At 65.2% G+C, this 22,514-nt stretch carries 22 protein-coding genes and 2 riboswitches; of the genes, 5 read left to right on the top strand and 17 right to left on the bottom strand.

Annotation, left to right across the window (positions count from 1 at the left end; genetic code table 11):
• Positions 1-20: 20 nt before the first annotated feature.
• The 13 genes from G513_RS0105725 to G513_RS21575 all read right to left on the bottom strand — a co-directional run bounded on the left by G513_RS0105725 (position 21) and on the right by G513_RS21575 (position 12,578).
• Positions 21-380: a diacylglycerol kinase gene (locus G513_RS0105725; RefSeq protein ID WP_022975868.1), complete on the bottom strand. Its 360-nt coding sequence runs from the start codon at positions 378-380 to the stop codon at positions 21-23.
• Positions 380-1,933, bottom strand: coding sequence for an aminomethyl-transferring glycine dehydrogenase subunit GcvPB (gene gcvPB, locus G513_RS0105720; RefSeq protein ID WP_022975867.1), 1,554 nt, complete (start codon positions 1,931-1,933; stop codon positions 380-382). The genes G513_RS0105725 and gcvPB overlap by 1 nt, the downstream gene beginning before the upstream one ends.
• 58 nt (positions 1,934-1,991) lie before the next feature.
• Positions 1,992-2,363: a hypothetical protein gene (locus tag G513_RS0105715; protein WP_022975866.1), complete on the bottom strand. Its 372-nt coding sequence runs from the start codon at positions 2,361-2,363 to the stop codon at positions 1,992-1,994.
• Between the two features lie 11 nt (positions 2,364-2,374).
• Positions 2,375-2,875, bottom strand: coding sequence for a thiol peroxidase (gene tpx, locus G513_RS0105710; RefSeq protein ID WP_022975865.1), 501 nt, complete (start codon positions 2,873-2,875; stop codon positions 2,375-2,377).
• Positions 2,876-2,917: 42 nt separating this feature from the next.
• Entirely contained in the window at positions 2,918-4,282 is a 1,365-nt protein-coding gene (gene gcvPA / locus G513_RS0105705; RefSeq protein WP_022975864.1) for an aminomethyl-transferring glycine dehydrogenase subunit GcvPA, read from the bottom strand.
• A 31-nt stretch (positions 4,283-4,313) separates the two neighbouring features.
• The gene (gene gcvH / locus G513_RS0105700) at positions 4,314-4,697 is read right to left on the bottom strand and encodes a glycine cleavage system protein GcvH (protein ID WP_022975863.1); all 384 of its coding nucleotides are present in this window, start codon (positions 4,695-4,697) and stop codon (positions 4,314-4,316) included.
• A 103-nt stretch (positions 4,698-4,800) separates the two neighbouring features.
• A complete protein-coding gene (gene gcvT / locus G513_RS0105695) occupies positions 4,801-5,913 on the bottom strand; it encodes a glycine cleavage system aminomethyltransferase GcvT (protein ID WP_022975862.1) in 1,113 nt (370 codons plus the stop codon).
• Between the two features lie 159 nt (positions 5,914-6,072).
• Positions 6,073-6,144, bottom strand: a riboswitch (glycine riboswitch).
• A 1-nt stretch (position 6,145) separates the two neighbouring features.
• Positions 6,146-6,234: riboswitch (glycine riboswitch) on the bottom strand.
• A 25-nt stretch (positions 6,235-6,259) separates the two neighbouring features.
• A complete protein-coding gene (locus G513_RS21580) occupies positions 6,260-7,456 on the bottom strand; it encodes an FAD-dependent monooxygenase (RefSeq protein ID WP_022975861.1) in 1,197 nt (398 codons plus the stop codon).
• A complete protein-coding gene (gene ubiH, locus G513_RS0105685; protein ID WP_022975860.1) occupies positions 7,453-8,676 on the bottom strand; it encodes a 2-octaprenyl-6-methoxyphenyl hydroxylase in 1,224 nt (407 codons plus the stop codon). Before ubiH ends, G513_RS21580 begins: the two co-directional genes overlap by 4 nt.
• A gap of 3 nt (positions 8,677-8,679) precedes the next feature.
• Positions 8,680-9,816, bottom strand: a complete 1,137-nt coding sequence (locus tag G513_RS0105680; protein ID WP_022975859.1) for a DUF3667 domain-containing protein — start codon at positions 9,814-9,816, stop codon at positions 8,680-8,682.
• Entirely contained in the window at positions 9,816-10,673 is an 858-nt protein-coding gene (locus G513_RS0105675; RefSeq protein WP_022975858.1) for a DUF3667 domain-containing protein, read from the bottom strand. The genes G513_RS0105680 and G513_RS0105675 overlap by 1 nt, the downstream gene beginning before the upstream one ends.
• Positions 10,674-10,681: 8 nt before the next feature.
• Entirely contained in the window at positions 10,682-12,007 is a 1,326-nt protein-coding gene (gene pepP, locus G513_RS0105670; RefSeq protein WP_022975857.1) for a Xaa-Pro aminopeptidase, read from the bottom strand.
• Between the two features lie 13 nt (positions 12,008-12,020).
• Positions 12,021-12,578 carry a UPF0149 family protein gene (locus G513_RS21575; protein WP_022975856.1) on the bottom strand — a complete coding sequence of 186 codons (558 nt, stop codon included), beginning with the start codon at positions 12,576-12,578 and terminating at the stop codon, positions 12,021-12,023.
• Between the two features lie 93 nt (positions 12,579-12,671).
• Here G513_RS21575 and argA point away from each other — a divergent pair, with 93 nt between their 5' ends.
• Positions 12,672-14,003, top strand: a complete 1,332-nt coding sequence (argA, locus tag G513_RS0105660; protein WP_022975855.1) for an amino-acid N-acetyltransferase — start codon at positions 12,672-12,674, stop codon at positions 14,001-14,003.
• 80 nt (positions 14,004-14,083) lie between these two features.
• Here the strand turns inward: argA and G513_RS25355 are convergent, their stop codons facing one another.
• Positions 14,084-15,307, bottom strand: coding sequence for a pectin acetylesterase-family hydrolase (locus G513_RS25355; RefSeq protein WP_084711354.1), 1,224 nt, complete (start codon positions 15,305-15,307; stop codon positions 14,084-14,086).
• 232 nt (positions 15,308-15,539) lie between these two features.
• On the opposite strand from G513_RS25355, the gene G513_RS0105650 reads away from it, so the two are divergent.
• Positions 15,540-16,898, top strand: coding sequence for an adenosylmethionine--8-amino-7-oxononanoate transaminase (locus G513_RS0105650; RefSeq protein WP_022975853.1), 1,359 nt, complete (start codon positions 15,540-15,542; stop codon positions 16,896-16,898).
• Between the two features lie 5 nt (positions 16,899-16,903).
• Here the strand turns inward: G513_RS0105650 and G513_RS0105645 are convergent, their stop codons facing one another.
• Together G513_RS0105645 and G513_RS0105640 are read right to left on the bottom strand one after the other, a co-directional pair.
• Positions 16,904-18,268 (bottom strand): sensor histidine kinase, encoded by a 1,365-nt coding sequence (locus tag G513_RS0105645; RefSeq protein WP_022975852.1) that lies wholly within the window; start codon positions 18,266-18,268, stop codon positions 16,904-16,906.
• Positions 18,265-18,963 carry a response regulator gene (locus tag G513_RS0105640; RefSeq protein WP_022975851.1) on the bottom strand — a complete coding sequence of 233 codons (699 nt, stop codon included), beginning with the start codon at positions 18,961-18,963 and terminating at the stop codon, positions 18,265-18,267. Before G513_RS0105640 ends, G513_RS0105645 begins: the two co-directional genes overlap by 4 nt.
• A 146-nt stretch (positions 18,964-19,109) precedes the next feature.
• On the opposite strand from G513_RS0105640, the gene G513_RS0105635 reads away from it, so the two are divergent.
• Genes G513_RS0105635 through G513_RS0105625 form a run of 3 tightly spaced genes read left to right on the top strand, consistent with a single transcriptional unit; the run spans position 19,110 to position 21,420 of the window.
• Complete coding sequence (locus G513_RS0105635; RefSeq protein WP_022975850.1) at positions 19,110-20,474, top strand: hypothetical protein; 1,365 nt, start codon at positions 19,110-19,112, stop codon at positions 20,472-20,474.
• Positions 20,474-20,848, top strand: a complete 375-nt coding sequence (locus tag G513_RS0105630) for a c-type cytochrome (protein WP_022975849.1) — start codon at positions 20,474-20,476, stop codon at positions 20,846-20,848. The genes G513_RS0105635 and G513_RS0105630 overlap by 1 nt, the downstream gene beginning before the upstream one ends.
• On the top strand, positions 20,845-21,420 hold the full coding sequence (locus G513_RS0105625) for a cytochrome b (RefSeq protein WP_022975848.1): 576 nt from the start codon (positions 20,845-20,847) through the stop codon (positions 21,418-21,420). The genes G513_RS0105630 and G513_RS0105625 overlap by 4 nt, the downstream gene beginning before the upstream one ends.
• 47 nt (positions 21,421-21,467) lie before the next feature.
• Here the strand turns inward: G513_RS0105625 and G513_RS21570 are convergent, their stop codons facing one another.
• Positions 21,468-22,514, bottom strand: a complete 1,047-nt coding sequence (locus G513_RS21570) for a cupin-like domain-containing protein (RefSeq protein ID WP_022975847.1) — start codon at positions 22,512-22,514, stop codon at positions 21,468-21,470.

Genomic DNA, 22,514 nt, shown 5'->3' with positions numbered 1-22,514 from the left:
TGTTTTCGTGAGGTTTTCGGTTAGCCGAACAGCACCAGGCCCCAGACGATCGGAACCTGCAGCAGGGAGAGATGGACCGCCGCGGACCCTAGATCCTTGGCGCGCCCGGACAATACATGACGTTCGAGGCCGATGCGATCTACCACCACTTCGACTGCGGTGTTCAGCAGTTCGACGATCAGCACCAGCAGCAGACTCCAGAACAGGATGATCCGCTCGACCGCATTGTCGCCGAGCCAGATCGCGAACGGCAGCATCAGCAGGAACAGGGTCAGCTCGATGCGGAAGGCTTCTTCCTCGCGCACCGCCCAGCCCATGCCGACATAGCTGACCCTGGTCGCGCGGACGATGCGGCGCCAGCCGGTGATTCCGTCGGCCATCAGCGGGCCCCTACGCCAGTACCGGCCACATAGCGGATATCGAGCTGACGCGCGGCGCGCACGTCATCGAGGCGGCGCACCGGCATCTTGTACGGCGCGCCCTTGACGAAGGCGATGTCGCGCTTAGCCTCTTCCCAGATCGCGCACAGGGCGGCGACGAAGGCGTCCAGCGTTTCCTTGTCCTCGGTCTCCGTCGGCTCGATCAGCAGGCATTCCGGCACCAGCAGCGGGAAATAAACCGTCGGCGCGTGGTAGCCGTAGTCGAGCAGGCGCTTGGCGATGTCGGTGGCGGTGAGATCGATCTCCTGCTTCTGCCGCTTCAGGGTGACGATGAACTCGTGCGTCGCCTTGCGCTTCGGGTAGGCCAGATCGAAGCCGAGATCGCGCAGCCGGGCCTGCAGGTAGTTGGCGTTCAGGGTGGCGAACTCGGCGACCCGGTGCATGCCTTCGCGGCCGAGCAGACGTGCGTAGACGTAGGCGCGCAGCAGCACGCCGGCATTGCCCATGAAGGCGCTGAGGCGGCCGATGGTTTGCGGCAGGTCTTTCTCATCGAGCCAGCCATAGCGGCTCTCGCTGCCCTCGCCGGCCTTGCCGACGACCGGAATCGGCATGAACGGTAGCAAGCGCTGCGACACGCCGACCGCACCAGCACCCGGCCCGCCGCCGCCGTGTGGCGTCGAGAAGGTCTTGTGCAGGTTCATGTGGATGACGTCGAAGCCCATGTCGCCCGGGCGCACTTCTCCGAGGATCGCGTTGAGGTTGGCGCCGTCGTAGTACAGCAGGCCGCCGGCTTCGTGGACCAGCTTGGCGATCTTGGCGATGTTGCGTTCGAAGACACCGAGGGTGCTCGGATTGGTCAGCATGATGCCGGCGGTCTGCGGGCCGACGACCGCGGCGAGCTTGACCAGATCGACGTCGCCTTCGGCATCGGTCGGGATTTCACGCACGGTCATGCCGAGCATCGTCGCGGTCGCCGGGTTGGTGCCGTGGGCGGCGTCCGGCACCAGGATTTCGGTGCGGGCCAGATCATTCCGGGCGCGGTGGTAAGCGCGGATCATCGCGACACCGGCGAACTCGCCCTGCGCGCCGGCCATCGGCGTCAGGCTGACGCCGGCCATGCCGGTCACGTCCTTGAGCATTTCCTGCAGCTCGTACATGCAGGCCAGGAAGCCCTGCGAGTGGGTTTCCGGCGCCAGCGGATGGCGGCCGAGAAACTGCGGCAGCATCGCCAGCGTGTTGCAGGCGCGCGGGTTGTATTTCATTGTGCAGCTGCCGAGCGGATAGAAGTGCGTGTCGATGCTGAAATTCAGCTTCGACAGCCGCGTGAAGTGACGCACCGCCTGCAACTCGGACACCTGCGGCAATCCCGGCGCGACCTGCCGTCTGAACTTCTCAGACAGCCGAATCTCCGGCAAGCCGCCCTCCCCTTTTATCGGCCGTTGGGCGCTGGCACCGCGGCCGGCGCGCGACACTTCGAAGATCAGCGGCTCGGCCGGGTTCAGCGGTGACGGCAGCGCGGTGGCGACAGTTGCAGCGTTTGAGGCGTGAGCCATGATCGATCTCTGAGGCGTGTTCGGTTCAGCGTTGTGATTCAGTTGCAGCCGTGCAGCTTCAGACTTCGTCCTTCGGCACGGCGCCGTCATCGTCCAGACGAATCAGCTCGACGCCATCGACCGTCATCCGCCAGACGGCGCCATCGCGGACCGGCGGCTTGTCGACGTGGAAGCTCGACGAGAACAGCCAGAAGCCGGCCGAGAATTTCTTCGTCGAGAACGAACTCAACGGCGCGATGACGCTGTGCGACGAGCCGTCTTCATCGACCTTGCGCCAGGCGATCTGGCCATCGGCGCTCAGGCTCAGATTGACGCCTGGCGCGCTCCAGTCACCGACGAATTCCGGCGCCGGCACCGCTGTGCCGCCGCCGCCACAGCCGGCCAAAATGACGGCCAGCAGCAGCGCCAGCCCGCGATGCCGGAGCGTCATACAGCTGCGCCTCAGGCCAGTGCCTTCAGAGCAGCGTCGTAGTTCGGCTCGTGGGCGATCTCGCTGACCAGTTCGCTGTGCAGCACCTTGTTGTTGGCGTCGAGCACCACCACGGCGCGTGCGGTCAGACCGGCCAGTGGGCCGTTCTCGATGTTCAGGCCGTACTCGGTGGCAAAGCCGCGGCCACGCATCAGCGACAGGTTGACGACATTGCTGATGCCTTCGGCGCCGCAGAAGCGCTTCTGCGCGAACGGCAGATCGGCCGAGATGCACAGCACCACGGTGTCGCTCAAGCCCGCGGCCTTCTCGTTGAACTTGCGCACCGACATTGCGCAGGTCGGCGTGTCCACCGACGGGAAGATGTTCAGCACCTTCTTCTTGCCGGCGAAGTCATGCAGCGTGACGTCCTTAAGATCGCCGCCGACCAGGCGGAAACCGGGCGCATCGCTGCCGGGCTTCGGCAGTTCGCCATTGGTCGAGAACGGGTTGCCCTGCAGGGTGATTGCGGCCATGTGTCTACTCCTCGTTATGTGTGTGCTTGACGATGATTTGAATCAGTGCGCGGCCAGGATTTCACGTAAGGCCGTGGCGTAACGTGCGATGTCTTCGGCAGTCCGGGTTTCGGTCGCGCAGACCAGCAGCGCTGAACCCAGCGCCGGGTAATGCTGCGACAGATCGAAGCCGCCGAAGATGCCGCGTTCGGCGAGCCCGGCCAATACCTGGCCAGCAGCTTGTGGCAGACGGATGACAGCTTCATGGAAGCGCTCGCCATCGAAGGCCGCGCTGACGCCGGGAATCGCGGTCAGCGCGTCGACCAACGACTGTGTGTTGGCCATCGAATGGACAGCGACGCTTTCCAGACCTTCCGGCCCCAGCAGGCTCATGTGGATGGTCGCGGCCGTGACCAGCAGGCCCTGGTTGGTGCAGATATTCGAGGTCGCCTTGCTGCGGCGGATGTGCTGCTCGCGCGCCTGCAGGGTCAGCGTGTAGCCGGGCTTGCCATCGAGATCGACAGTGCGGCCGACGATGCGGCCCGGCATCTGCCGGACGAAGACCTGCCGCGCGGTCAGGAAGCCGAAGTACGGGCCGCCCGAGGACAGCGGCGCGCCGAGCGGCTGACCTTCGCCGCAGACGATGTCCACGCCCTTCGCGCCCCACAAGCCAGGCGGCTGCAGCAAGCCCAGCGACACCGGATTGACCACGGCCACCACCAACGCGCCATTGGCCTGCGCCCAGTCGGTGATCGCATCGACATCCTCGAGCACGCCGAAGAAGTTCGGCTGCTGTATCACCACCGCGGTGATGCCCTGCCCTTCATGGGCACGCAGCTGTTCGAGCGAGGTGGCACCGGTGACCGGGTCGTAGCCGATCGGCTGCGGATTGATGCCCTGTGCGTCGGTGATCGAGGCAACTACTTCTCGGTAATACGGATGCACGGCCTGCGGCATCAGCACCTTGCCACCGCTGTTCGCGCTGTTGGCGCGCACCGCCATCAGCAGCGCTTCGGCGAGTGCGGAAGCGCCGTCGTAAAGGGATGCGTTCGACACCTCCATGCCGGTCAGCGCGCACATCATCGACTGGTATTCGTAGAGCAGCTGCAAGGTGCCCTGGCTCGCTTCGGCCTGGTACGGCGTGTAGGCTGAATAGAACTCGCCGCGCGTCGCGATCTCCCAGACCGCTGCCGGAATGTGGTGCTCGTAGGCACCGGCGCCACAGAAGTTCAGCAGCGTGCCGTCCTGCGCCGCGCGGCCGTGCATCAGCCGCGCGATCTCCATCTCGGAAACCCGTTCCGGTACCTGCGACAGACCCTTGCAGCGCAGCTCGGCAGGAATCTCGCCGAACAGCGAATCGATGCTCGGCGCGCCGATCGCCGCGAGCATTTCGGCGACATCGGTTTCGGTATGCGGGATGAAAGGCATGAAGCAGTTTCCAGGGTCTGGTTAAGGCGAATCAGGCGATCGACGCGACGTAGCCGTCAGCATCGAGCAGGCCATCGACATCGGCGAGATTGTCCGGTTGCAGCTTCCACAGCCAGCCGCCTTCGTACGGCGCATCGTTGACCAACTCGGGATTCTCGCCGAGCTTGGCGTTGGTCTCGATCACGGTGCCGGCGACCGGCGCATAGACATCGCTCGCCGCCTTGACCGATTCGACGACGCAGCAGGCTTCGTTCGCCGCCAGCTTGCGACCGACCTTCGGGGTTTCCACGAACACCAGATCGCCGAGCGCAGCCTGGGCGTGATCAGTGATACCGATCAGCAGCGTGCCGTCCGGCAGCTTCTTCACCCACTCGTGGGACTTGGCGTATTTCAGTTCGGCAGGCGTATTGCTCATGGGAAGTCTCGGCTTCTGTAGGGTGGGCTGGCTTCATCGGCCCACATGGATCGGGTGCTGCGGTGGGCAGGAGAAGCTTGCCCACCCTACATAAACAGGTCAGTTACACGAGCACCTTGCCATTGCGCACGAACGGCGGCTTCACTTCGCGCGTCGGCAACCGTTGGCCGCGGATCTCGACTTCATACGGGCCGACTGCGCCACCCGGCACGCGGGCCATCGCGATCGAACCTTTCATCGTCGGCGCATAACCGCCACTGCTGGTTTCGCCCAGCTCGCCGTTCGCGGCGCGCACCGCCATGTGGGCACGCAGCACGCCGCGGCCTTCGAGCACCAGGCCGACGGACTTGCGCGGCGGCGCGGCGCGCTGGGCTTCGAGGGCTGCGCGGCCGATGAAGGCGCGGGCTTCATCGGCGAACGACACCGTCCAGGACAGACCGCATTCGAGCGGGCTGACGGTTTCGTCCATGTCCTGGCCGTAGAGATTCATGCCGGCTTCGAGTCGCAAGGTGTCGCGCGCGCCAAGACCACAGGGCGCGACACCGGCGGCAAGCAGCTCGGTCCAGATCGCAACCAGATCGGCCTGCGGCAGGATCAGTTCGTAGCCGTCTTCGCCGGTGTAGCCAGTGCGGCCGATGAAGCGGTCGCCGAGCCAGGCGGCGCTGAACGGTGTCAGGCTGGCGCAAGCCTTCGCCAGCTCGGCCGGCAGCAGCGCATCGACCTTCGCCCGAGCTTCCGGCCCCTGCACGGCGAGGATGCCGAGATCACTGCGATGACGAACGTCGACGCCGAACGCCGGTGCTTTCGCGCGCAGCCAGGCGAGATCCTTGTCCGTGGTGCCGGCGTTGACGACCAGGCGAAATGCGTCTTCGGCGATGAGGTAGACGATCAGGTCGTCGATGACGCCGCCGTGCTCGTCGAGCATGCAGCTGTACAGGGCTTTACCGACGCCTACGGCATCGGCGGGCGCCTTGCCCGGGGTCTTCAGCTTGGCGACATCGTTGGCGAGCAGCAGGCGCAGGAACTCACGGGTGCGTGCGCCCTGCAGGTCGACGGCGCTCATATGCGCGACATCGAACATGCCGGCGGACTTGCGCACAGCGTGATGCTCGTCGAGCTGGGATGCGTACTGGATCGGCATGTCCCAGCCGGCAAAGTCGACCAGCTTGGCGCCCAGGCGCAGATGTTCGGCGTGCAGCGCGGTTTGCTTGAGCATGTCGTGCGTAGTTCTGGTGCGAGTGGGCTGCGTCCTAGCGATTGCGACATGGCCTGGCAGAAACCGATCGTGTGATGCACGACCCTTGCCCGGCCTTCGCTTTCGCTCAGGCGTTCGAAGCCAATGCGAGCAGTGCTCGCAAAACCTTGGCTTCTCACCCCCTCTGTCCCTTGAACCTGAGCGTTTGGCGCCTTCGGTGGCCCGCCGACTGCGCGGGCGCTCTCCAGAGTGTCTACAGCAGGCAATCCTTAGACCTGAGCGATTCCGGGGGGGATTGCGCCTTCGGTGCCGGGCGTGCCCGGACTCTCTTGCCTGCGGCGTGAAGTGTAGCCGATGCGCAGGCCGATCAGCCCGAGCCGCGTTGTGCCTGCGTCGCCAGCAGTGCCTTGACCGGCGCGACCTTGTTGATCGCTTCCAGGCCGATGCCGAGCAGTTGCCGCAGGCCCGGCAGGCTGTTGCCGAAGCCGCGATACAGCGCGTCGGTCAACGCCAGCATTTCCAGATTCGCGGCCTTGCGGGCGCGGGTGTAGCTGGCAAGAGTTCGTGACGACGCCCAGTCGCGTCCTGCCGCCCGTGCCGCCGACAAGCTGCTGGCCAGTTGCGCGACATCGGCGAAGCCCAGGTTGGCGCCCTGCCCGGCCAGCGGATGGATCGCATGGGCCGCGTCGCCAACCAGCACCAACCCTGGCCGGTGATAGTCCTCGGCATGCAGCAGGCGCAACGGAAACGCGAGCCGCGGACCGGCTTCGATGACCTCACCGAGCGCGTACTGGCTAGCCTCGGAAAGCGCGCGCGCGAAGCTCGCGTCATCGAGTGCCAGCAGCGCCGCAGCAGCTTCGCTGTCCGCGGACCAGACGATCGAATGCCGACCATCGGCCTGCGGCAGGAAGGCCAGCGGTCCGGTCGGCAGAAAGCGCTGATAGGCCGTCGCCGCCTGCGCCGAGGACATCAACACCTGGGCAACGATCGCCTGCTGCGCGTAGCGCCAGCTGGTGACGGCGATACCGGCACGCTCGCGCAGCGGCGAGTCGGCACCGTCGGCAGCGACGATCAGCCGCGCCTGCAATTCAGTGCCATCGGAGAGCTGCAGGCTGGCGCGGCCCTGACGATCGTCATCAATCGGCAGCTGCAAGGCCAGCGCTTCAACGCCGACATGGCGCGGCAGCGCACCGAGCTGATTCCAGGCGGCCGACAGGATCAAGCCCTGTTCGACGATCCAGCCGAGCGCGCCATTGCCGCTCTCGGCGGCATCGAAGCTCAAGCCGCGCTCAGCGGCGCGCTGCCATACCTGCATCCGCGCGTAAGGGCTGATCCGGGTCGCCGCGATTTCCGGCCAGATGCCGAGCTGATCGAGCAGCCGCCCCGAAGCTGGCGCGATCGCGTAGACGCGGACGTCGTAGCGCGAAACATCGAACGGCTTCGGTGCCGCGCCGCGCTCGACCAGCACGACCTTGAAGCCGGCATCGCGCAGCGCCAGCGCAGCGACCACACCGACCGGCCCGCCACCGACGACGGCGACATCGCAATCGATCCGCTGGCTCATCGCGGTGCTCCGAGGCCATCGGCCGGCAGGCCGAGATGACCGAGGTGCTGGCGCAGCAAGGCGGCGCGCACCGGCGGCAGCAGATCGGCCGCAACCAGGCCCCAATGCCGGGCCTGGGCAAGACCCGGCGTGCGGTTCGAGAACGCGCGGACCAGCAGATCGGTGAAACCGGAGACTCGCTCGCGATCGCTGCGCCGGGTCGCGGCGTAATCGGCGAGCAGCTGCTCGGCGCCGGGATCGGCCGCACCGATGATCCGCTCGGCGAGATTCGCGACATCGCGCAAACCGAGATTGAAGCCTTGTGCGGCGACCGGATGCAGGCTTTGCGCGGCATTGCCGATGAACACGGTACGCGGCCCGACCAGGGTTTCGTTCATCACTCGCGACAGCGGCCAGCTCTTGCGCTGACCGAGCGCGGTGAAGCGGCCGAGGCGTCCACCGAAGGTTGCCTGCGCGGCTTCCAGGTACTCGGCATCGGTCCAGGCCAGCATCGCTTCGACGTTTGCCGACGGCACGGTCCAGACCAGCGATGCGGCATCGTCCGGCTTCGGGATCAAGGCCATCGGGCCATCCGGCGTGAAGCGTTCGTAAGCGACGCCCTGATGCGGCCGCGACAGGCGCACCGCCGAAACGATCGCGTGCTGGCCGTAATCACGGGTCGTCGCGTCCAGGCCCAGCAGCTTGCGGATGCTCGACTGCGCACCATCGGCGGCGACCACCAGCGCGGCCTTGATGGCCCTACTGCTGCCGGCGCTCTCGACAGTCAGGCTGAGGTGATCGGTCGCTTCTTCCAGCGACGTTACCCGTGCCGGCAGCAGCAGCTTGAGATTCGGCGCGGCCGCCATCGCCGATGACAGCACGGCACCGATCGCTCGCAGCGGCGCGTTGTAGCCGAGTGCAGTCAGCCCGACTTCATCAGCGCTGAAGCGAGTGCTGCCGAAGCGGCCCTTCTCGGAGATGTGCGTCCCGCGGATCGGTTCGGCTTCAGCGCTCAGTGCAGGCCAGACACCGAAGCTGGCGAGAATCCGCTGGCTGGCCTCGTTCAGGGCGATGCAGCGTTCGTCCCAGGCGGCGGCGCTGATCGGCGGCGCGGCGGCTTCGATCAGTACCACGCGCAGCGAACTGGCGGCCAGCCCTACCGCGAGACTGGCACCGACCAGACCACCGCCGACGATCGCGACATCAAAAACGTTTCCGGCAAGATTTTCGGCAGCAGTCATCGGTTACAGCAAGGCCAAAGGAAGAAAAGTGAACAGCACCATCACCACCGCCAGCGCCGCGACGTAGACGATCGACAGCAGCAGCGTGAACAGCGAGGTCGATAACCAGCCGCCGCCATGTACGCTGCGCAGTGACAGCAGCAGATAGGCCGGCACGACAAAACCGAGCAGATTGTCGAAGCGGTTGATCAACGGCAGCTGAGCGATCAGCAGCATGAAGAATATGAACGAATGGTAGTTGACCGCGAACAGCAGATGGATCGCGTAATTCGCCCCCCGCCACAAATAGCCGATCTTCAGGAACAGCGCGAACAGCGGCAGCAGCAGGAACATCGCGAATGGCGCGTAGTTCAGGAAGGCGTTGACCACTCTCGCGGTGATTTCCGATTTCGGCAGCGCTTTCAGCCGGTCGAAACGCTCGTTGAGACGAGCATCGAGCTTGGCGTAGCCGGTGTTGAAGTTCGCTGACGACTCGCCCTTGTCGGTCGAACGCGGATGTTTCTCCACTTCGGCCTTGGCCTTCTGTGCCGCGGCCGCTTCCTGCCGCGCTTTTTCGTCGGCCTCTGCCGCTTCCGCCTTGGCTTCCGCTGCTGCTTCTATCGCTGCCGCTGCCGCTTCGACCCGCGCTTCGGCATCGACCGCCGGATCACCCGTTTTCGGTGCGGCCGAGGGTTTGTCGACCGTCTTCGATTTCGCAGGCTTGGCCGCCGCTTTCTTGTCGCTCTGAGCTTCGCTGCCGTCCTTGGTGCTTGGGACCTTGGCGCCGTCATCGACCAGCAGATCGTCCGGCAGGAACGAGCCATCGCCGGCCGTGATGCCGAGCACCGCGAAGAAGCTGATGCTGATCGCCAGATACAGGCGCAGCGGTCGCACATAGCGCTGGCGGCGGCCGGCGATGTAATCGAGCGTCAGCTGGCCCGGCTTGAACAGCAGTGAATACAGGGTGCGCCACAGCTGGCCTTGCAAGGCCAAGGTCTGCTCGGCGAACTCGGCGACGAAATGGCCGACCGTCGGCATCTCGATCCGCGTTTCCTGGCTGCAGACCGGGCAGAAGTTGATATCGGCACGCGCGCCGCAGTCACGACAGAACGGGCCGTCGATCGGCGCCGGTTCGAGCTTCGGGGGTGGTTTGCTGGCCATCAGCGACCTACCGCAAGCAACACGCCAGCGAGTGCCGCGGCCGACAGCAGCAGCGCGTAGCCGATCAGGATCGTCAACACCCGCGCCAGCGTCAGCAGCACGCCGCCGCCATAGACCCGGCGCAGCATCACGAACAGCACGGCCGCCAGCAGTGCATTCAAAGCATTGTTGATCAGATCGTGCATCGGCTGGGGCCAAGGCACGAGGCCGAGGGGCAGCACCAGAAACGCGAAGCTGTGGAAGTGAAATGCGAACAGCAGATGCTCGCCATACAGACGACGCCGGTACAGCGCCGCGAGCAGCCCCGCGAACAGCGGGATTAGCAGCAGCAACGCCTGCGCCGCGTTGCGGATCATGCCGTCGCGCAGCACACGGCTGCGCTCGTCGAGTGGCAGGCTCATGAAGCGCGCCACCTGACCATCGATCGCCGCGAAACCGGTATGGGCGGCGATGCTGGCATCGCGCATCGCCAAGGTGGTGATCTCGATGCCGCTGCGGCCGATCTCGATATCGATGCCCGGCACCCGGCTCAAGCCGATGAAGAACAGGACGCTGGCGGCGAGATACAGGCGCAACGGGCTGAGATAGCGCTGGCGTCGGCCTTCGAGATAGTCGACGGTCATCTGGCCGGGTCTGAAGAACAGCATCCGCAAGGTCAGCGGCAAGCGACCTTCGATGCCGAGGTATTTCTCGGCGAGATCGCTGAGGAACTTGCGCGCCGTCGGCAGCTTGATCCGCGCTTCCTGCCCGCAATGCGGGCAGTAGTGGCCATCGAAATGCGTGCCGCAGTTCGCGCAGACGAAGGCCTTGGGCTCGGCCGGCGCGGATTTGACGCTGTCGGCAGGCTCGAAATCCATCGAGCCAATCAGCGGCCAGCCATCAGCGCTTCTACTTCGGCCACTGCTTTCGGCACACCGGAGGTCAGCACTTCGGGCGCGCCGCCAGTCACCAGCACGTCGTCCTCGATGCGGATGCCGATGCCATGGAAGCGCGGGTCGACGCCTTCGGTTCCCGGGGCGATGTACAGGCCCGGCTCGACGGTCATCACCATGCCCGGCTCGAAGTTGCGAGCGACGCCGTCAAGCTTGTAGCGGCCGACATCATGGACATCCAGCCCCAGCCAGTGGCCGGTGCCGTGCATGTAGAACTGGCGATGCTTGCCTTCCGCGATCAAGGTGTCGACATCGCCTTCCAGCAGACCAAGCGCGACCATGCCTTCGGTCAGCGCCTTGGTCGCCACTTCATGTGGCCGTGACGAGGCATTGCCGGCCGTAAGTGTCGCAATCGCCGCCAGCTGCGCAGCCAGCACCACTTCGTAGACTTCCTTCTGCGCACCGCTGTAGCGGCCGTTGATCGGGAATGTGCGGGTGATGTCCGCCGTGTAGCCGCGATACTCGCCGCCGGCATCGATCAGCAGCAGATCACCGTTGTTGAGCTGCGACTCGTTTTCCTTGTAATGCAGGATGCAGGCGTTCTCGCCGCCGCCGACGATCGAGCCGTAACCGCACTGCATGTCGTGGCGCTCGAACTCGTGATGGATCTCGGCGGCCACCGCCCATTCCCAGCCGCCCGGTTGGGTGGCCTGCATCGCCCGGACGTGGGCACCGGCGGTGACCTGGCAGGCATGGCGGATCAGCTTCAGCTCGGCTTCGGTCTTGATCAGGCGCTGCTCGTGCAGCGTGGTTTCCAATGCCACGAAATCGGTCGGTGCCGCTGCGCCACGGCGCGACACTTCACGAATTTCGCGGACCACGGCAGCGATCTTCGGATCCCATTCCGGATGCTCGCCGAAGGTGTAGAACACCCGGCGGCGACCGGACAGCAAGCCCTGCAGCTGCTTGTCGAGTTCGTCGATCACGAAGGCCTGATCGGCGCCGTACTGGCTGACCGCACCTTCCGGCCCGGCGCGACGGCCGTCCCAGATTTCACGCGCAGCATCGCGGGCGCGGACGAACATCAGGAACTCGCCGTCCTGGTTGCCAGGTGCCAGCACCAGTACCGAATCCGGCTCCTGGAAGCCGCTGAGATAGAGGAAATCCGAGTCCTGACGAAAGCGGTAATGGCTGTCGCGGTTGCGGATCACTTCGCGCGCGGATGGGATGATCGCCAGACCATCCGGACCCATCGCCTTGATCAGCGCGGCGCGGCGGGCGGCGTACTCGGCGAGTTCGGCAGCTGCAGGTGCGGGCATTGTCGTCGGTCGCTCAGTGAATGGTAGGCGATGCGCCCGGCGCGCCGAGGCGCGGATGGAGTTCCATGAACACCAGCTGGGCGCCGACCCGGATGTACTCGATCAGTTCGGCGTAGGCGCTTTCCTCGCCTTCGTCGTCATCACCGGAATCGAGCGAAGTGCGTGTGAATTCGGTGAAGTCCTTGACGATTTCGCGCACTTCCTCGCTGCACTCGCGCAGGTTCAGCTTGATCCGCCCGGCGAGGCCGTAGAGGAAACCTTCGCACCAGGCGCCGAGCGCGCGAGCGCGATCGGCGAGCGGATCGTCATCGCTTGGCAGCAGTGGCATGAACGCCGAGTGCAGATCGGTCAACGCGGCGATGGTGTCGTCGCGCAGACGAACCAGCTGCTCGCGGTCGCGGCCCTCAGGCGTGTATTCGGGAAGGTCGAGCAGCGCGACCGGATCGATCTCGTCCGGCTTCTGCCGGCACAGCGCGCCACACAGGCTGCCGTGGAAGGACGAGGACTCGTCGTCATAGCCGACCTGCTTCATCAAGGCGTCCAGCGCCTCGTAATCGTACGGAGGTGTCATGGCGCGGATTATAGGCTTGAGCCCCGCCAGCAAAGAGAAATTTGGCAGGCTTTCGATACGGACGGGGCATCGCGCGCCCCTATAATCCGCGCCATGAACCCCGATGACTTCGTTGCCGCCCTGCGCGGCGCAGCTCCGTATGTCCACGCGCACAACGATCGCGTGTTCGTGGTCGCGTTCGGCGGCGAAACCGCGCTGCGTCCCGACTTCGAGCGTTTCATCTACGACCTGGCGCTGCTGCACAGCCTCGGCGTCAAGCTGGTGCTGGTTCACGGCGTGCGGCCGCAGATCGAAGCGCAGCTCGCAGCCCACGGCCTGGCGGCCCAGTTCTCCGGCGATCTGCGGATCACCGATGCGGCGACCATGGATTGCGTCAAGGCGGCGGTCGGCATCCTGCGCATGGACATCGAGGCGCGGCTGTCGACGGGCCTGGCTAGCACGCCGATGGGGGGCGCACGGCTGAAAGTGGCGGGCGGCAACTGGATCACGGCGCGGCCGGTTGGCGTCCGTGATGGCGTCGATCACCTGCTGACTGGCGAAGTGCGGCGCGCCGACATCGCCTCGATCCGCAACGCGCTCGACGAAGGCCGCATCGCAGTCTTAAGCCCGATCGGCTATTCGCCGACCGGTGAAATCTTCAACCTGCGCGCCGGCGATGTCGCCCAGGCGGTGGCCATCGGCTTGAAAGCCGACAAGCTGATGTTCCTGCTCAATGCCGACCCCGAGACCTGGCAGCTCGCCAACGACACCGGCGATGCCGGCCAGCTACCGCTGGGTGACGCGGAGCGGCTGGTGGCCAGTGCAGTGATCCAGGCTTCGCTATCGGCCGAAGACCGGGCGCTGCTGCAGTCGGCACTCGCCGCCGGGCGCGGTGGCGTCGAACGCGTGCATCTGATCGGCGCCGAGCCCACCGGCGCGCTGCTGCGCGAGCTGTACACCCGCGATGGCTGCGGCCTGATGTTCTACGCCGACGAAAACTACGAAGCGGTGCGCGAAGCGAGCATCGAGGATGTCGGCGGCATCCTGGCGCTGATCCAGCCACTGGAGGCCAGCGGCGAACTGGTGCCACGCTCGCGCGAGCAGTTGGAGATCGAGATCAGCTTGTTCGACGTCATGGTCCGCGACGGCACGGTGATCGCCTGCAGCGCGCTGATCCCGTTTCCGGCCGAGTCGATGGCCGAGTTCTCCTGCGTCGCCGTGCATCCGGACTACCGCAACGAGGGCCGGGCCGAAGCATTGCTCAAGCGCGCCGAGGAATCGGCGGCGAAGCTCGGCATCCAGCGCCTGTTCGCGCTGACCACCCACACACCGCACTGGTTCATCGAGCACGGCTTCGTCGCCAGCACGCTGGACGATCTGCCGGCCAGCAAGGCGCGGATGTACAACTGGCAGCGCAAGTCGATGGTGCTGGTGAAGACGCTGTAGGCTGCGTTCACGGACCTGTCCGATGAAAAGCGACGGCGGCCCAGGAAGGCCGCCTCGCTTTCAGCTTCGAAAGCCATCGCTCAAGGGAAGGTACAAGACGCTGACGTGACCGCCCGCGTCGCGGCACCACCAGCAGCAGCCCAAGACGCCACGGCATCCTTGAGTGCCACGCCGCCCACCTCGGCCATCGGCGTGGTCCACAGCGTGGTGTCGAATGACAGCGTATGGATTTCAGGATCCAGACAGACCGCGAACACGCCCTGCCCGCTGCTCAAACCCAGCGGTCTCAGGATATTGCCCATGGCTGGCAGATAGGTGGCCCTTACCCAACTGCCCAAGCTTGAATTGTCGATGCTGCCATCGTTTCGCAGGAGCCCGACGTTGATGATTCCGACAGCGTCACGAGCGTTCTGAATGACGAAGAACGGCATGCGCAGCGTCGACTGAGCGTGCTCGAACAGGTAGCAGTTCCCGGGATTGCCGGGATTGGCAGCGGCACAATCGGCATCGACCTGCCCATTCCAGTAGCTGAGACCGATCGGACCGAGATCGCGCACTGAGGTCCATGGCGGAATGCCAGGCATCAGCGGCGCCACGTCTGGATAGATGCCGGCGTCGATCACTGCCAGCACGCTGGCACCGGGCAATGCCGCGCGCACCCGATTGGCATTGATGAAGGCGCCGACCGCGCCAGCCGAACCACCAGCCAGAACTACCGTATCCCCGGCCTTGCCGATGCCGTACTGACGATTCAGCGTCTGCACCACCGCCGCGACGATCTTCGCACCGCGAAAACGGAAGTTGATCGGGCTGCCGGTGGCGCCGATGTCGCCGCTGAAGAAGTCTGAACTGCAGTAAGGCACGCTGACTCGGTTCCAGCTCCGGAAGTTGTCGTTGCTGGAGTCACTAGACAACATACCTTCAGGGGCTGTCTGGCTCGGGTAGCCGATGGACGACTTCAGGTCCGACGGCCGTCCCCCGCAATCGGCATCGCTCAGGCAGAAACCTCCGCCCCGAAGCCCGATCACCGTCTTGTTGGCGTTTGTGGCGGCAGCAGCACCAACCCCGCGCTGGATGTAGAAAATCGCAGGCGAACCATCGTTGCAGACCGCATCCGGATAGGTCGACAGATCAATGGTCTGCTTGGTGAAATCGCCGGGAATTGTGCTCGGGTTTGCGGGAACAGGTGACGATGACGAATCGCCACCACTACCGCCGCAGGCGCTACAGCTTGCTGCAACGACGAGCGTTGCCAGCAGCCGGTGATGCCCATCAAACGCCCTGAAGCGGAAGGGATGATCCATTTTTCTTGGCACTCTTTAGGTCATGTTCCGCCATCGGAACCCGAAGGCAGGCTACCCATTGGTGCCGGTCATCGACTCCTGTTGACGACCAGAGGTTCAAGTTTCCTGATGACGGGGTTGTCTCCCAGATCGGTATCGGCTTTTCATCACGGGCGGATCGCGGATGGATTGGCAGCGAATGCTAAGGTTTCGGGCTGACCGATTCCGTCACTTCAATCCCGATCTAAACTCCATGAGCAACACCGACTGGATGCAGCGCTCTCTCGCGCATGTCTGGCATCCCTGCACGCAGATGAAGGACCACGAAGCCGGTGGCGCGTTGCCGCTGGTGCCGATCGCGTCCGCCGAAGGCGTCTGGCTGACCGATTTCGATGGCAAGCGCTATATCGACGCAGTCAGCTCCTGGTGGACCAATATCTTCGGCCATCGCCATCCGGTGATCGTCGAGCGGCTCAAGGCGCAGCTCGACCGGCTCGATCATGTGCTGCTCGGCGGCTTCACCCATCAGCCGGTCGTCGAACTCAGCGAGCGGCTGGTGAAGATCGCGCCGAAGGGTCTGACGCGCTGCTTCTATGCCGACAACGGCAGCAGCGCCGTGGAAGTGGCGCTGAAGATGAGTGCGCACTACTGGCGGAACTGCGGCAAACCGGCGAAGACCAAGTTCATCGCCCTGAGCAACAGCTATCACGGCGAAACCCTGGGCGCGCTCGCCGTCAGCGGCGAAGGCATGTACCGCGACAGCTACCAGCCACTGCTGATGCAGCCGATCGTGGTGCCATCGCCGGACTGCTTCGATCGCACGCCGGGCGAAGCCTGGGAGGACTACACGCGGCGCCGCTTCCGGCTGATGGAAGAAACGCTGGCCAAACACGCGCATGAGACTGCTGCGGTGATCGTCGAACCGCTGGTGCAGTGCGCCGGCGGCATGCGCATGTATCACCCGATCTACCTGAAGCTGCTGCGCGAGGCCTGCACGCGGCATGGCGTGCACTACATCGCCGACGAGATCGCGGTTGGCTTCGGCCGTACCGGGCGGATGTTTGCGAATCAGTGGAGCAACACGACGCCGGACTTCATGTGTCTGTCGAAAGGCCTGACCAGCGGCACCTTGCCGCTCGCCGTGACGATGACCACGGACACCGTCTACGAAGCCTTCTACGACGATCACAGCGCCCAGCGCGCCTTCCTGCATTCGCACAGCTACACCGGCAATCCGCTGGCCTGTGCCGCCGCACTGGCGACGCTCGACATCTTCGAGTCCGACGACTGGACCGCCCGCAACCGGGCGACCGCTGCCGGGCTCTGGGGCCTGATGAGCGAAGTTGCCAATCACCGCAACGTCATCGACATCCGCCAGCAGGGCATGATCCTGGCTGTCGAACTGGCGAAGAACCCGCGCAAGCGTGAGCCCTACCCGGCGGAAGAAAGACGCGGCCTGCGCGTCTACCGCCATGGTCTCCAACACGGCGTACTGCTGCGGCCGCTCGGCAACATCGTCTACCTGATGCCGCCGTATGTGATCAACGACGACGAACTGGTGCAGACCTGCCGCGTCGCGATCGATGGCATCAACGCGGCGACGCGGGACTGACCAGCCTAAACCAGCGCAAACTCCAGCCGGATGCACAGCCCTTGCCCTTCGTGGCCAGGCTGGGCGCTTACGCTGCCGCGATGCAGTTCGACGATCTCGCGAACGATCGCCAGCCCCAGGCCGGCACCATCGCCACGGCCTTCGTCGCTGCGGGCGAAGCGGGTGAACAGCTGCGTGGCGAAGGCTGGATCGACACCAGGACCATCGTCCTGCACGGTGACCACGGCCTTGCCATCGTCGATCGCCACGCCCAGTTCGATCTGGCCATTGCCCGGGTGATAGCGCACGGCGTTGTCGATCAGGTTCGACAGCGCTTCCTGCAGCAGCAACGCGTGGCCGCGGATCAGCACCGGTTCTGTCGGTAGATCGAGCGTCAGGTCGATGCCGCGATTCATGGCCAGTGGCACGTAGTCGGTGCCGGCAGCGCGCGTCGTGTCGCCGAGATCGACCGGCGTCATCGGAATCGGCAAGCGCGTGCCGGGCTCCAGGCGCGCCAGCGACAGCAGCTGATTGGCCAGCCGGTTCGAGCGTTCCACCGAGCGCCGCAACTGGGCCAGGCTGCGCTGCCGATCTGCAGGATTGTCGGCGTGCTCGACGCCATCCAGATGAAGTTGTGTTGCGGCCATCGGGCTGCGCAACTGATGCGCGGCATTGGCGACGAACTGACGCTGCGCAGCCATCAGCGTGTTGTTGCGTTCGACCACGCCCGAGAACGCCGCGGTCATGCCGCGCAACTCCCTCGGCAAGGCCGAAGGATCGATCGCCAGAGGCTTGCCCTCCGGGTGCGTGGTCAGCCGTACGGTCAGCAGATCGATGCCCCTGAGACTGGAACGGATCACCACGCCGATCAGCACCACGGCGACCAGCAACAGCAGCGCCGCCGGCACTGCGACGGCGTAGAAGATTTCCTCGGCCAGCGCATAGCGAATGCGCCGATCCTGGGCAACGCGGACGACCAGCGCCGGATGCTCGCTGCTGGCCGGCACGTTCAGCGTCATCAGCCGCAGGTCGAGACCGTTGCGCTGCGCGTCGTACAGGTAGGCGTCGTTGGCGAAGTGTTCGACCCTCGCCGGCTCCGGCGGCAGATCGACATCGCCGGCGATGATCCGGCCATCGACGGTAATCGAGTAGTAGTCGCTGTCGCCGGTCTTCCAGGTTTTCAGCTGCTGCTCGATCTCGTCGGTGTGGGCGACCTCGGGACCGTCCTCGCCGACTTCCAGCGACACCGTGTGGGCGATGTCGTACAGCCAGCTGTCATAGATCGCATTGGCGTAATGCAGGGTCAGACCATAGGCCAGCACACTGTTCAGGATCAGCAGCAGCGCCACCGGCACCAGCAGCCGCAACAGCAGTGCGCGGCGCAGGCTCATGGTCGGGCCTCGTCGCTTGCGGCTTCAGGTGAAGTTTCCCGCAACAGATAGCCGAAGCCGCGCACGGTGCGGATCTCGACGCTGCCCGGCTCGACCTTGCGCCGCAGCCGGTGCACGTGGACATCGAGCGCGCTGCTGCTCAGGTCATCGTCCCAGTTGCACAAGGCTTCGCGCAGCGCCGGCTTGCTGACCACCCGGCCTTCTGCCTGCACCAGCACTTCGAGCACGCCGTACTCGCGCGGCGTCAGCGCCAGCGGCCGGCCATCGAGCTCGGCGTGGCGCTGGTCCAGATCGAGCAGCAGGCCGCCGATCCGGCTCTGACCCTTGAGCGCGCGGCCACTACGACGCGCCAGCGCCCGCAGTCGCGCTTCGAGTTCCTCGATCGAGAACGGCTTGGTCAGATAGTCGTCGGCGCCAGCATTGAGCCCGGCCACCCGGCTTTCGATGGCATCGCGCGCAGTCAGCACCAGCACCGGCAGCGAGGCGTGCCGCTTGCGCAGCGCTGTCAGCACTTTCAGGCCATCGATATCGGGCAGGCCGAGATCGAGCAGCAGCAGATCGTGCACCGGCTCGCGCAAGGCATCGAGCACGCCTTCGCCGCGGTTCAGGGCGTCAACTACATGGCCGCGCTGCCGCAGTGCCCGGCTCAGACCATCGACGATCAGCAGATCGTCCTCGACCAGCAGTATCCGCATCGTTCATCCCTGATTGCAGGACCGTCCGGCAGCTTGGAAGCAGGCCCGGAACGATCGAAAGCATTTCGTAAGGAAGCGCCCTGCAGAATCCGCGCGAACCGCCACAACCGCTGGCAAATCAGTCACTTCCGTCCGAGCAGCCTACTATGAAGTCACGCCTTGCGCAGTACCTCGCAGCGCACCTCCGCCACCTGCTGCCGGCACTCGCCGTGCTCGCCGTGCCGCTGCTGTGGTCGACCCCGGCCCAGGCCCTGCCGAGCTACGCCAAGCAGACCGGCCAGGCCTGCGCGTCCTGCCATGAAGGCAGCCTCGGCCCGCAGCTCACCCAGGAAGGACGCAACTTCAAGCTGCTCGGTTATTCGAGCGGCGCCGGCTTCTTTCCGATTTCCGGCCAGAGCATCCTGCAGTTCACCAACACCAACCAGGGCCAGCCCGGCGGCGCCGCCGAACACTTCGGCGAGAATCACAACAGTTCGCTGAACGAGACCAGCATCTTCTACGCCGGCCGCATCGCGCCGAACCTCGGCGCCTTCATCCAGGTGACCTATGACGGCGTGGCCCAGGCCTCCGGGCTCGATCACACCGATATCCGCTATGCCCGCTCGACGGCGGTGCTCGGCAAGGACGTGGTCTACGGCCTGAGCCTGAACAACAACCCGACCGTCCAGGACATCTACAACACCACACCGGTCTGGCGTTATCCCTACACCAGCAGCGGCCTGGCACCGGCGCCGGGTGCTGCCACGCAGCTCGAAGGCGGGCTCGAGCATCAGGTCGTCGGCCTGACCGCGTACACGATGATCGATGACCTGCTGTATCTGGAAGCCGGTGGCTACAACGGCCTCGGCCACCAGATGCGCATCAACATCGGCGTCGACAACGAGGACAAGCTCGCCAGCGTCGCCCCGTACTGGCGCGTGGCGCTGCAGAAGAACATCGGCAAATCGTTCTTCCACGTCGGCAGCTTCGGCATGCATGACGAGCTCTATCCCGGCTATGACCGCAGCAACGGCCGCGACCAGTACACCGATATCGGCTTCGACGGCAGCTGGCAGTACACGCCGAACAAGCGCCATCACCTGAGCGCCTATGTCGCCGACATCTACGAGCGGCAGACGCTGAACGCCAGCTTCGGTGCCGGCGATGCCGGAATCCGCAAGCAGTTCCTGAACTCGTTCAACGCCAGCAGCTCGTATTACTACGCCGGAACCTACGGCGCGACGGTCGGCGCGTTCTCGACCCATGGCACGACCGACGCCGTGCGCTACCCGGCCGGCGATATCGACGGCTCGGCGAACGGCAGCCCGAACTCCAGCGGCTACGTGCTGCAGGCCGACTGGACACCGCTGGGCAAGAAGGACTCCTTCCTCTACCCGTACCTGAACGTCCGCTTCGCCGCGCAGTACACGCACTACTTCCACTTCAACGGTGGCGGTGCCGACTACAACGGCGATGGCCGCAACGCCAACGCCAACGACACCTTCCTGCTGTTCGCTTGGCTGGCCTATTGATGAACAGCCCGATCCGATACGCCGCGCTGATCCTGCTGATGCTGGCCGGCAGTGCATCTGCCGCAGGCGACGCCAAGCGCGGCGCCCAGGTATTCGACGACGAATGCTCGGACTGCCATACCACCACCGCCGGCGGCAAGAACGGCAAGGGGCCAGTGCTGTTCGGGCTGGTCGGCCGCACGGCCGGCACGGTGCCCGGCTATGACTATTCCGACGCCAACAAGGCTTCGCATTTCGTCTGGACGCCAGAACAACTGGAGGCCTATCTGCCGAATCCGAAGGGCGCGATTCCCGGCACCAAGATGCGCTACGCCGGCGTCAAGGATGCCGGCGAGCGGGCCGACGTGATCGCCTTTCTGCAGACGCTGAAGTGAGCACCCTCGATAAAGCTTCCGATTCTCGGACCGAGCTGGCGACGGAAGAATCCGGCGATGCGCTGCACCCGGTGACCCGCGCGATCCACTGGTTCACGGTGCTGGCGATCATCGCCGTGTTCGTCAGCGTGCTGATCGGTGCCGATCTTGAAGATCCGGACCAGAAGAAACTGATCGTCGGCTTCCACCAGAGCCTGGGCCTCAGCGTGCTGCTGCTGAACGGCCTGAGGCTGCTGTGGCGCTGGTGGCATCCGATGCCTTCGCTGATCACCGATCCGGTCAAGCGGAGGATCGGCCACCTGAGCCATGCGGCCGTTTACAGCCTGCTGATGGCGCAGCCGCTGCTCGGCTGGCTGTATGTCTCAGCCCGCGGTCGTACTGCCAGCTTCTGGGGCGTGCCGATGCCGGCACTGATCGACAAGAACCGCGAACTGGCCGACAGCATTCACACCTGGCACGAGAACACCGGCTGGCTGCTGCTGGCGCTGATCGCCCTGCATGCGCTGGCCGCACTGCACCATCACTACGTGCTCAAGGACGGGGTGCTGCGGCGGATGGTTCGCGGCCGGTAGATCCAGGCTAGCGACGCAGCCCGGTTCTGCGAACCGAGCGTCGCTCTCTAGCGCGCCTCCGGTGCAGCGGGCTGCATATCGGCAACCGCCTTGCCATGACAGGTGCAGTTGCCGCGACCGTACAAGCCCACAGCGTGAAGGGCGGCGCGAACACCCGAAGGGACGCCGTCCACGACGAGCTCCTTGGGCGTCAGCCCGAACACGGCGAGGCTCACCGACGGCATCGATGACACCACCGCATGCCAGGTGCGTCGCGGCACGAACAAGGCGTCGCCGGACTCGACGCGGGCGTACAGGCCGCTGGCACGCGCAAACATCGCCGCGCGTTCGGGCTGCTCGTCCAGGCGCGTGATGTCGACGTGGCTCATCTTGCCGCCCCAGTCGTACTTGGAGGATGGCGCCATGTACGCGTTCTGATCCGGCGGAAAGAGCAGGAATTCCTTCGCGCCGCTGACCTGACAGAACAGGTTGTTCGGATAGTCGTAATGAAAGCCGGTCACCGATTTGCCAGGGCCGAGAAAGGTGTATGCCCAGTCCCAGCGCAGGCCCGGCCAGATTTCGGGGATCTTGAAATCTGCCTTGAGCTGCGGGAACTCCTTGAGGATGTGCCACAGCGAGATGTAGGGCTGATCGCGAGGCAGCGTTTTCATGTACGACCAGTCGAGCCGGAAGATATCGGTCGGTGAGAGCCCGGCGTGCTGGCCGGCACTCAGCAGGCCGCGCTGATCGTCGCCGGCCGCAAAGGCGTCCTGCTGCGCACGCGCGAGCGACAGCAGATACGGCGCGATCGGCTGGATCACGTCCTGACGCGACTCGCCCTGCTCGGCGATGCCGATCTGGAAACGGGTCAGCACCTCGGAGCCGTCGCGGCGGCGCAACGCGGCGAGCTGCTCGAAGGTCCAGCGCTGCGTCGCCGGCCAATGCCTGATGGCGCCCTTGATGAGCAGCGGCTGGACGCGCTTGCGCAAGCCCCCGCCGCGCCGGCTGAACTCGGCCCAGGACATTTGCTCGACCCGGCGAAAACTCGGGCCGGCATAGGATCCAGCATGGGACCCAGCATGGGATTGGGTGAGGAGAGACGGAGTCGTTTGCAT

The sequence above is a fragment of the Nevskia ramosa DSM 11499 genome (assembly GCF_000420645.1).
Classification (GTDB): Bacteria; Pseudomonadota; Gammaproteobacteria; order Nevskiales; family Nevskiaceae; genus Nevskia; species Nevskia ramosa.
This window is presented reverse-complemented; position numbering and strand designations above follow the sequence as displayed.

What these genes read in the sequence shown, in the direction of transcription:
- G513_RS21575 (WP_022975856.1), bottom strand. Translation starts at nt 12,578, where the DNA reads ATGACACCTCCGTACGATTACGAGGCGCTGGACGCCTTGATGAAGCAG.
- G513_RS0105645 (WP_022975852.1), bottom strand. Translation starts at nt 18,268, where the DNA reads ATGAGCCTGCGCCGCGCACTGCTGTTGCGGCTGCTGGTGCCGGTGGCG.
- G513_RS0105675 (WP_022975858.1), bottom strand. Translation starts at nt 10,673, where the DNA reads ATGGATTTCGAGCCTGCCGACAGCGTCAAATCCGCGCCGGCCGAGCCC.
- G513_RS21570 (WP_022975847.1), bottom strand. Translation starts at nt 22,514, where the DNA reads ATGCAAACGACTCCGTCTCTCCTCACCCAATCCCATGCTGGGTCCCAT.
- G513_RS25355 (WP_084711354.1), bottom strand. Translation starts at nt 15,307, where the DNA reads ATGGATCATCCCTTCCGCTTCAGGGCGTTTGATGGGCATCACCGGCTG.
- gcvPB (WP_022975867.1), bottom strand. Translation starts at nt 1,933, where the DNA reads ATGGCTCACGCCTCAAACGCTGCAACTGTCGCCACCGCGCTGCCGTCA.
- G513_RS0105725 (WP_022975868.1), bottom strand. Translation starts at nt 380, where the DNA reads ATGGCCGACGGAATCACCGGCTGGCGCCGCATCGTCCGCGCGACCAGG.
- G513_RS0105635 (WP_022975850.1), top strand. Translation starts at nt 19,110, where the DNA reads ATGAAGTCACGCCTTGCGCAGTACCTCGCAGCGCACCTCCGCCACCTG.
- G513_RS0105630 (WP_022975849.1), top strand. Translation starts at nt 20,474, where the DNA reads ATGAACAGCCCGATCCGATACGCCGCGCTGATCCTGCTGATGCTGGCC.
- ubiH (WP_022975860.1), bottom strand. Translation starts at nt 8,676, where the DNA reads ATGACTGCTGCCGAAAATCTTGCCGGAAACGTTTTTGATGTCGCGATC.
- G513_RS21580 (WP_022975861.1), bottom strand. Translation starts at nt 7,456, where the DNA reads ATGAGCCAGCGGATCGATTGCGATGTCGCCGTCGTCGGTGGCGGGCCG.
- argA (WP_022975855.1), top strand. Translation starts at nt 12,672, where the DNA reads ATGAACCCCGATGACTTCGTTGCCGCCCTGCGCGGCGCAGCTCCGTAT.
- pepP (WP_022975857.1), bottom strand. Translation starts at nt 12,007, where the DNA reads ATGCCCGCACCTGCAGCTGCCGAACTCGCCGAGTACGCCGCCCGCCGC.
- G513_RS0105640 (WP_022975851.1), bottom strand. Translation starts at nt 18,963, where the DNA reads ATGCGGATACTGCTGGTCGAGGACGATCTGCTGATCGTCGATGGTCTG.
- G513_RS0105650 (WP_022975853.1), top strand. Translation starts at nt 15,540, where the DNA reads ATGAGCAACACCGACTGGATGCAGCGCTCTCTCGCGCATGTCTGGCAT.
- G513_RS0105680 (WP_022975859.1), bottom strand. Translation starts at nt 9,816, where the DNA reads ATGGCCAGCAAACCACCCCCGAAGCTCGAACCGGCGCCGATCGACGGC.
- tpx (WP_022975865.1), bottom strand. Translation starts at nt 2,875, where the DNA reads ATGGCCGCAATCACCCTGCAGGGCAACCCGTTCTCGACCAATGGCGAA.
- G513_RS0105715 (WP_022975866.1), bottom strand. Translation starts at nt 2,363, where the DNA reads ATGACGCTCCGGCATCGCGGGCTGGCGCTGCTGCTGGCCGTCATTTTG.
- gcvH (WP_022975863.1), bottom strand. Translation starts at nt 4,697, where the DNA reads ATGAGCAATACGCCTGCCGAACTGAAATACGCCAAGTCCCACGAGTGG.
- gcvPA (WP_022975864.1), bottom strand. Translation starts at nt 4,282, where the DNA reads ATGCCTTTCATCCCGCATACCGAAACCGATGTCGCCGAAATGCTCGCG.
- gcvT (WP_022975862.1), bottom strand. Translation starts at nt 5,913, where the DNA reads ATGCTCAAGCAAACCGCGCTGCACGCCGAACATCTGCGCCTGGGCGCC.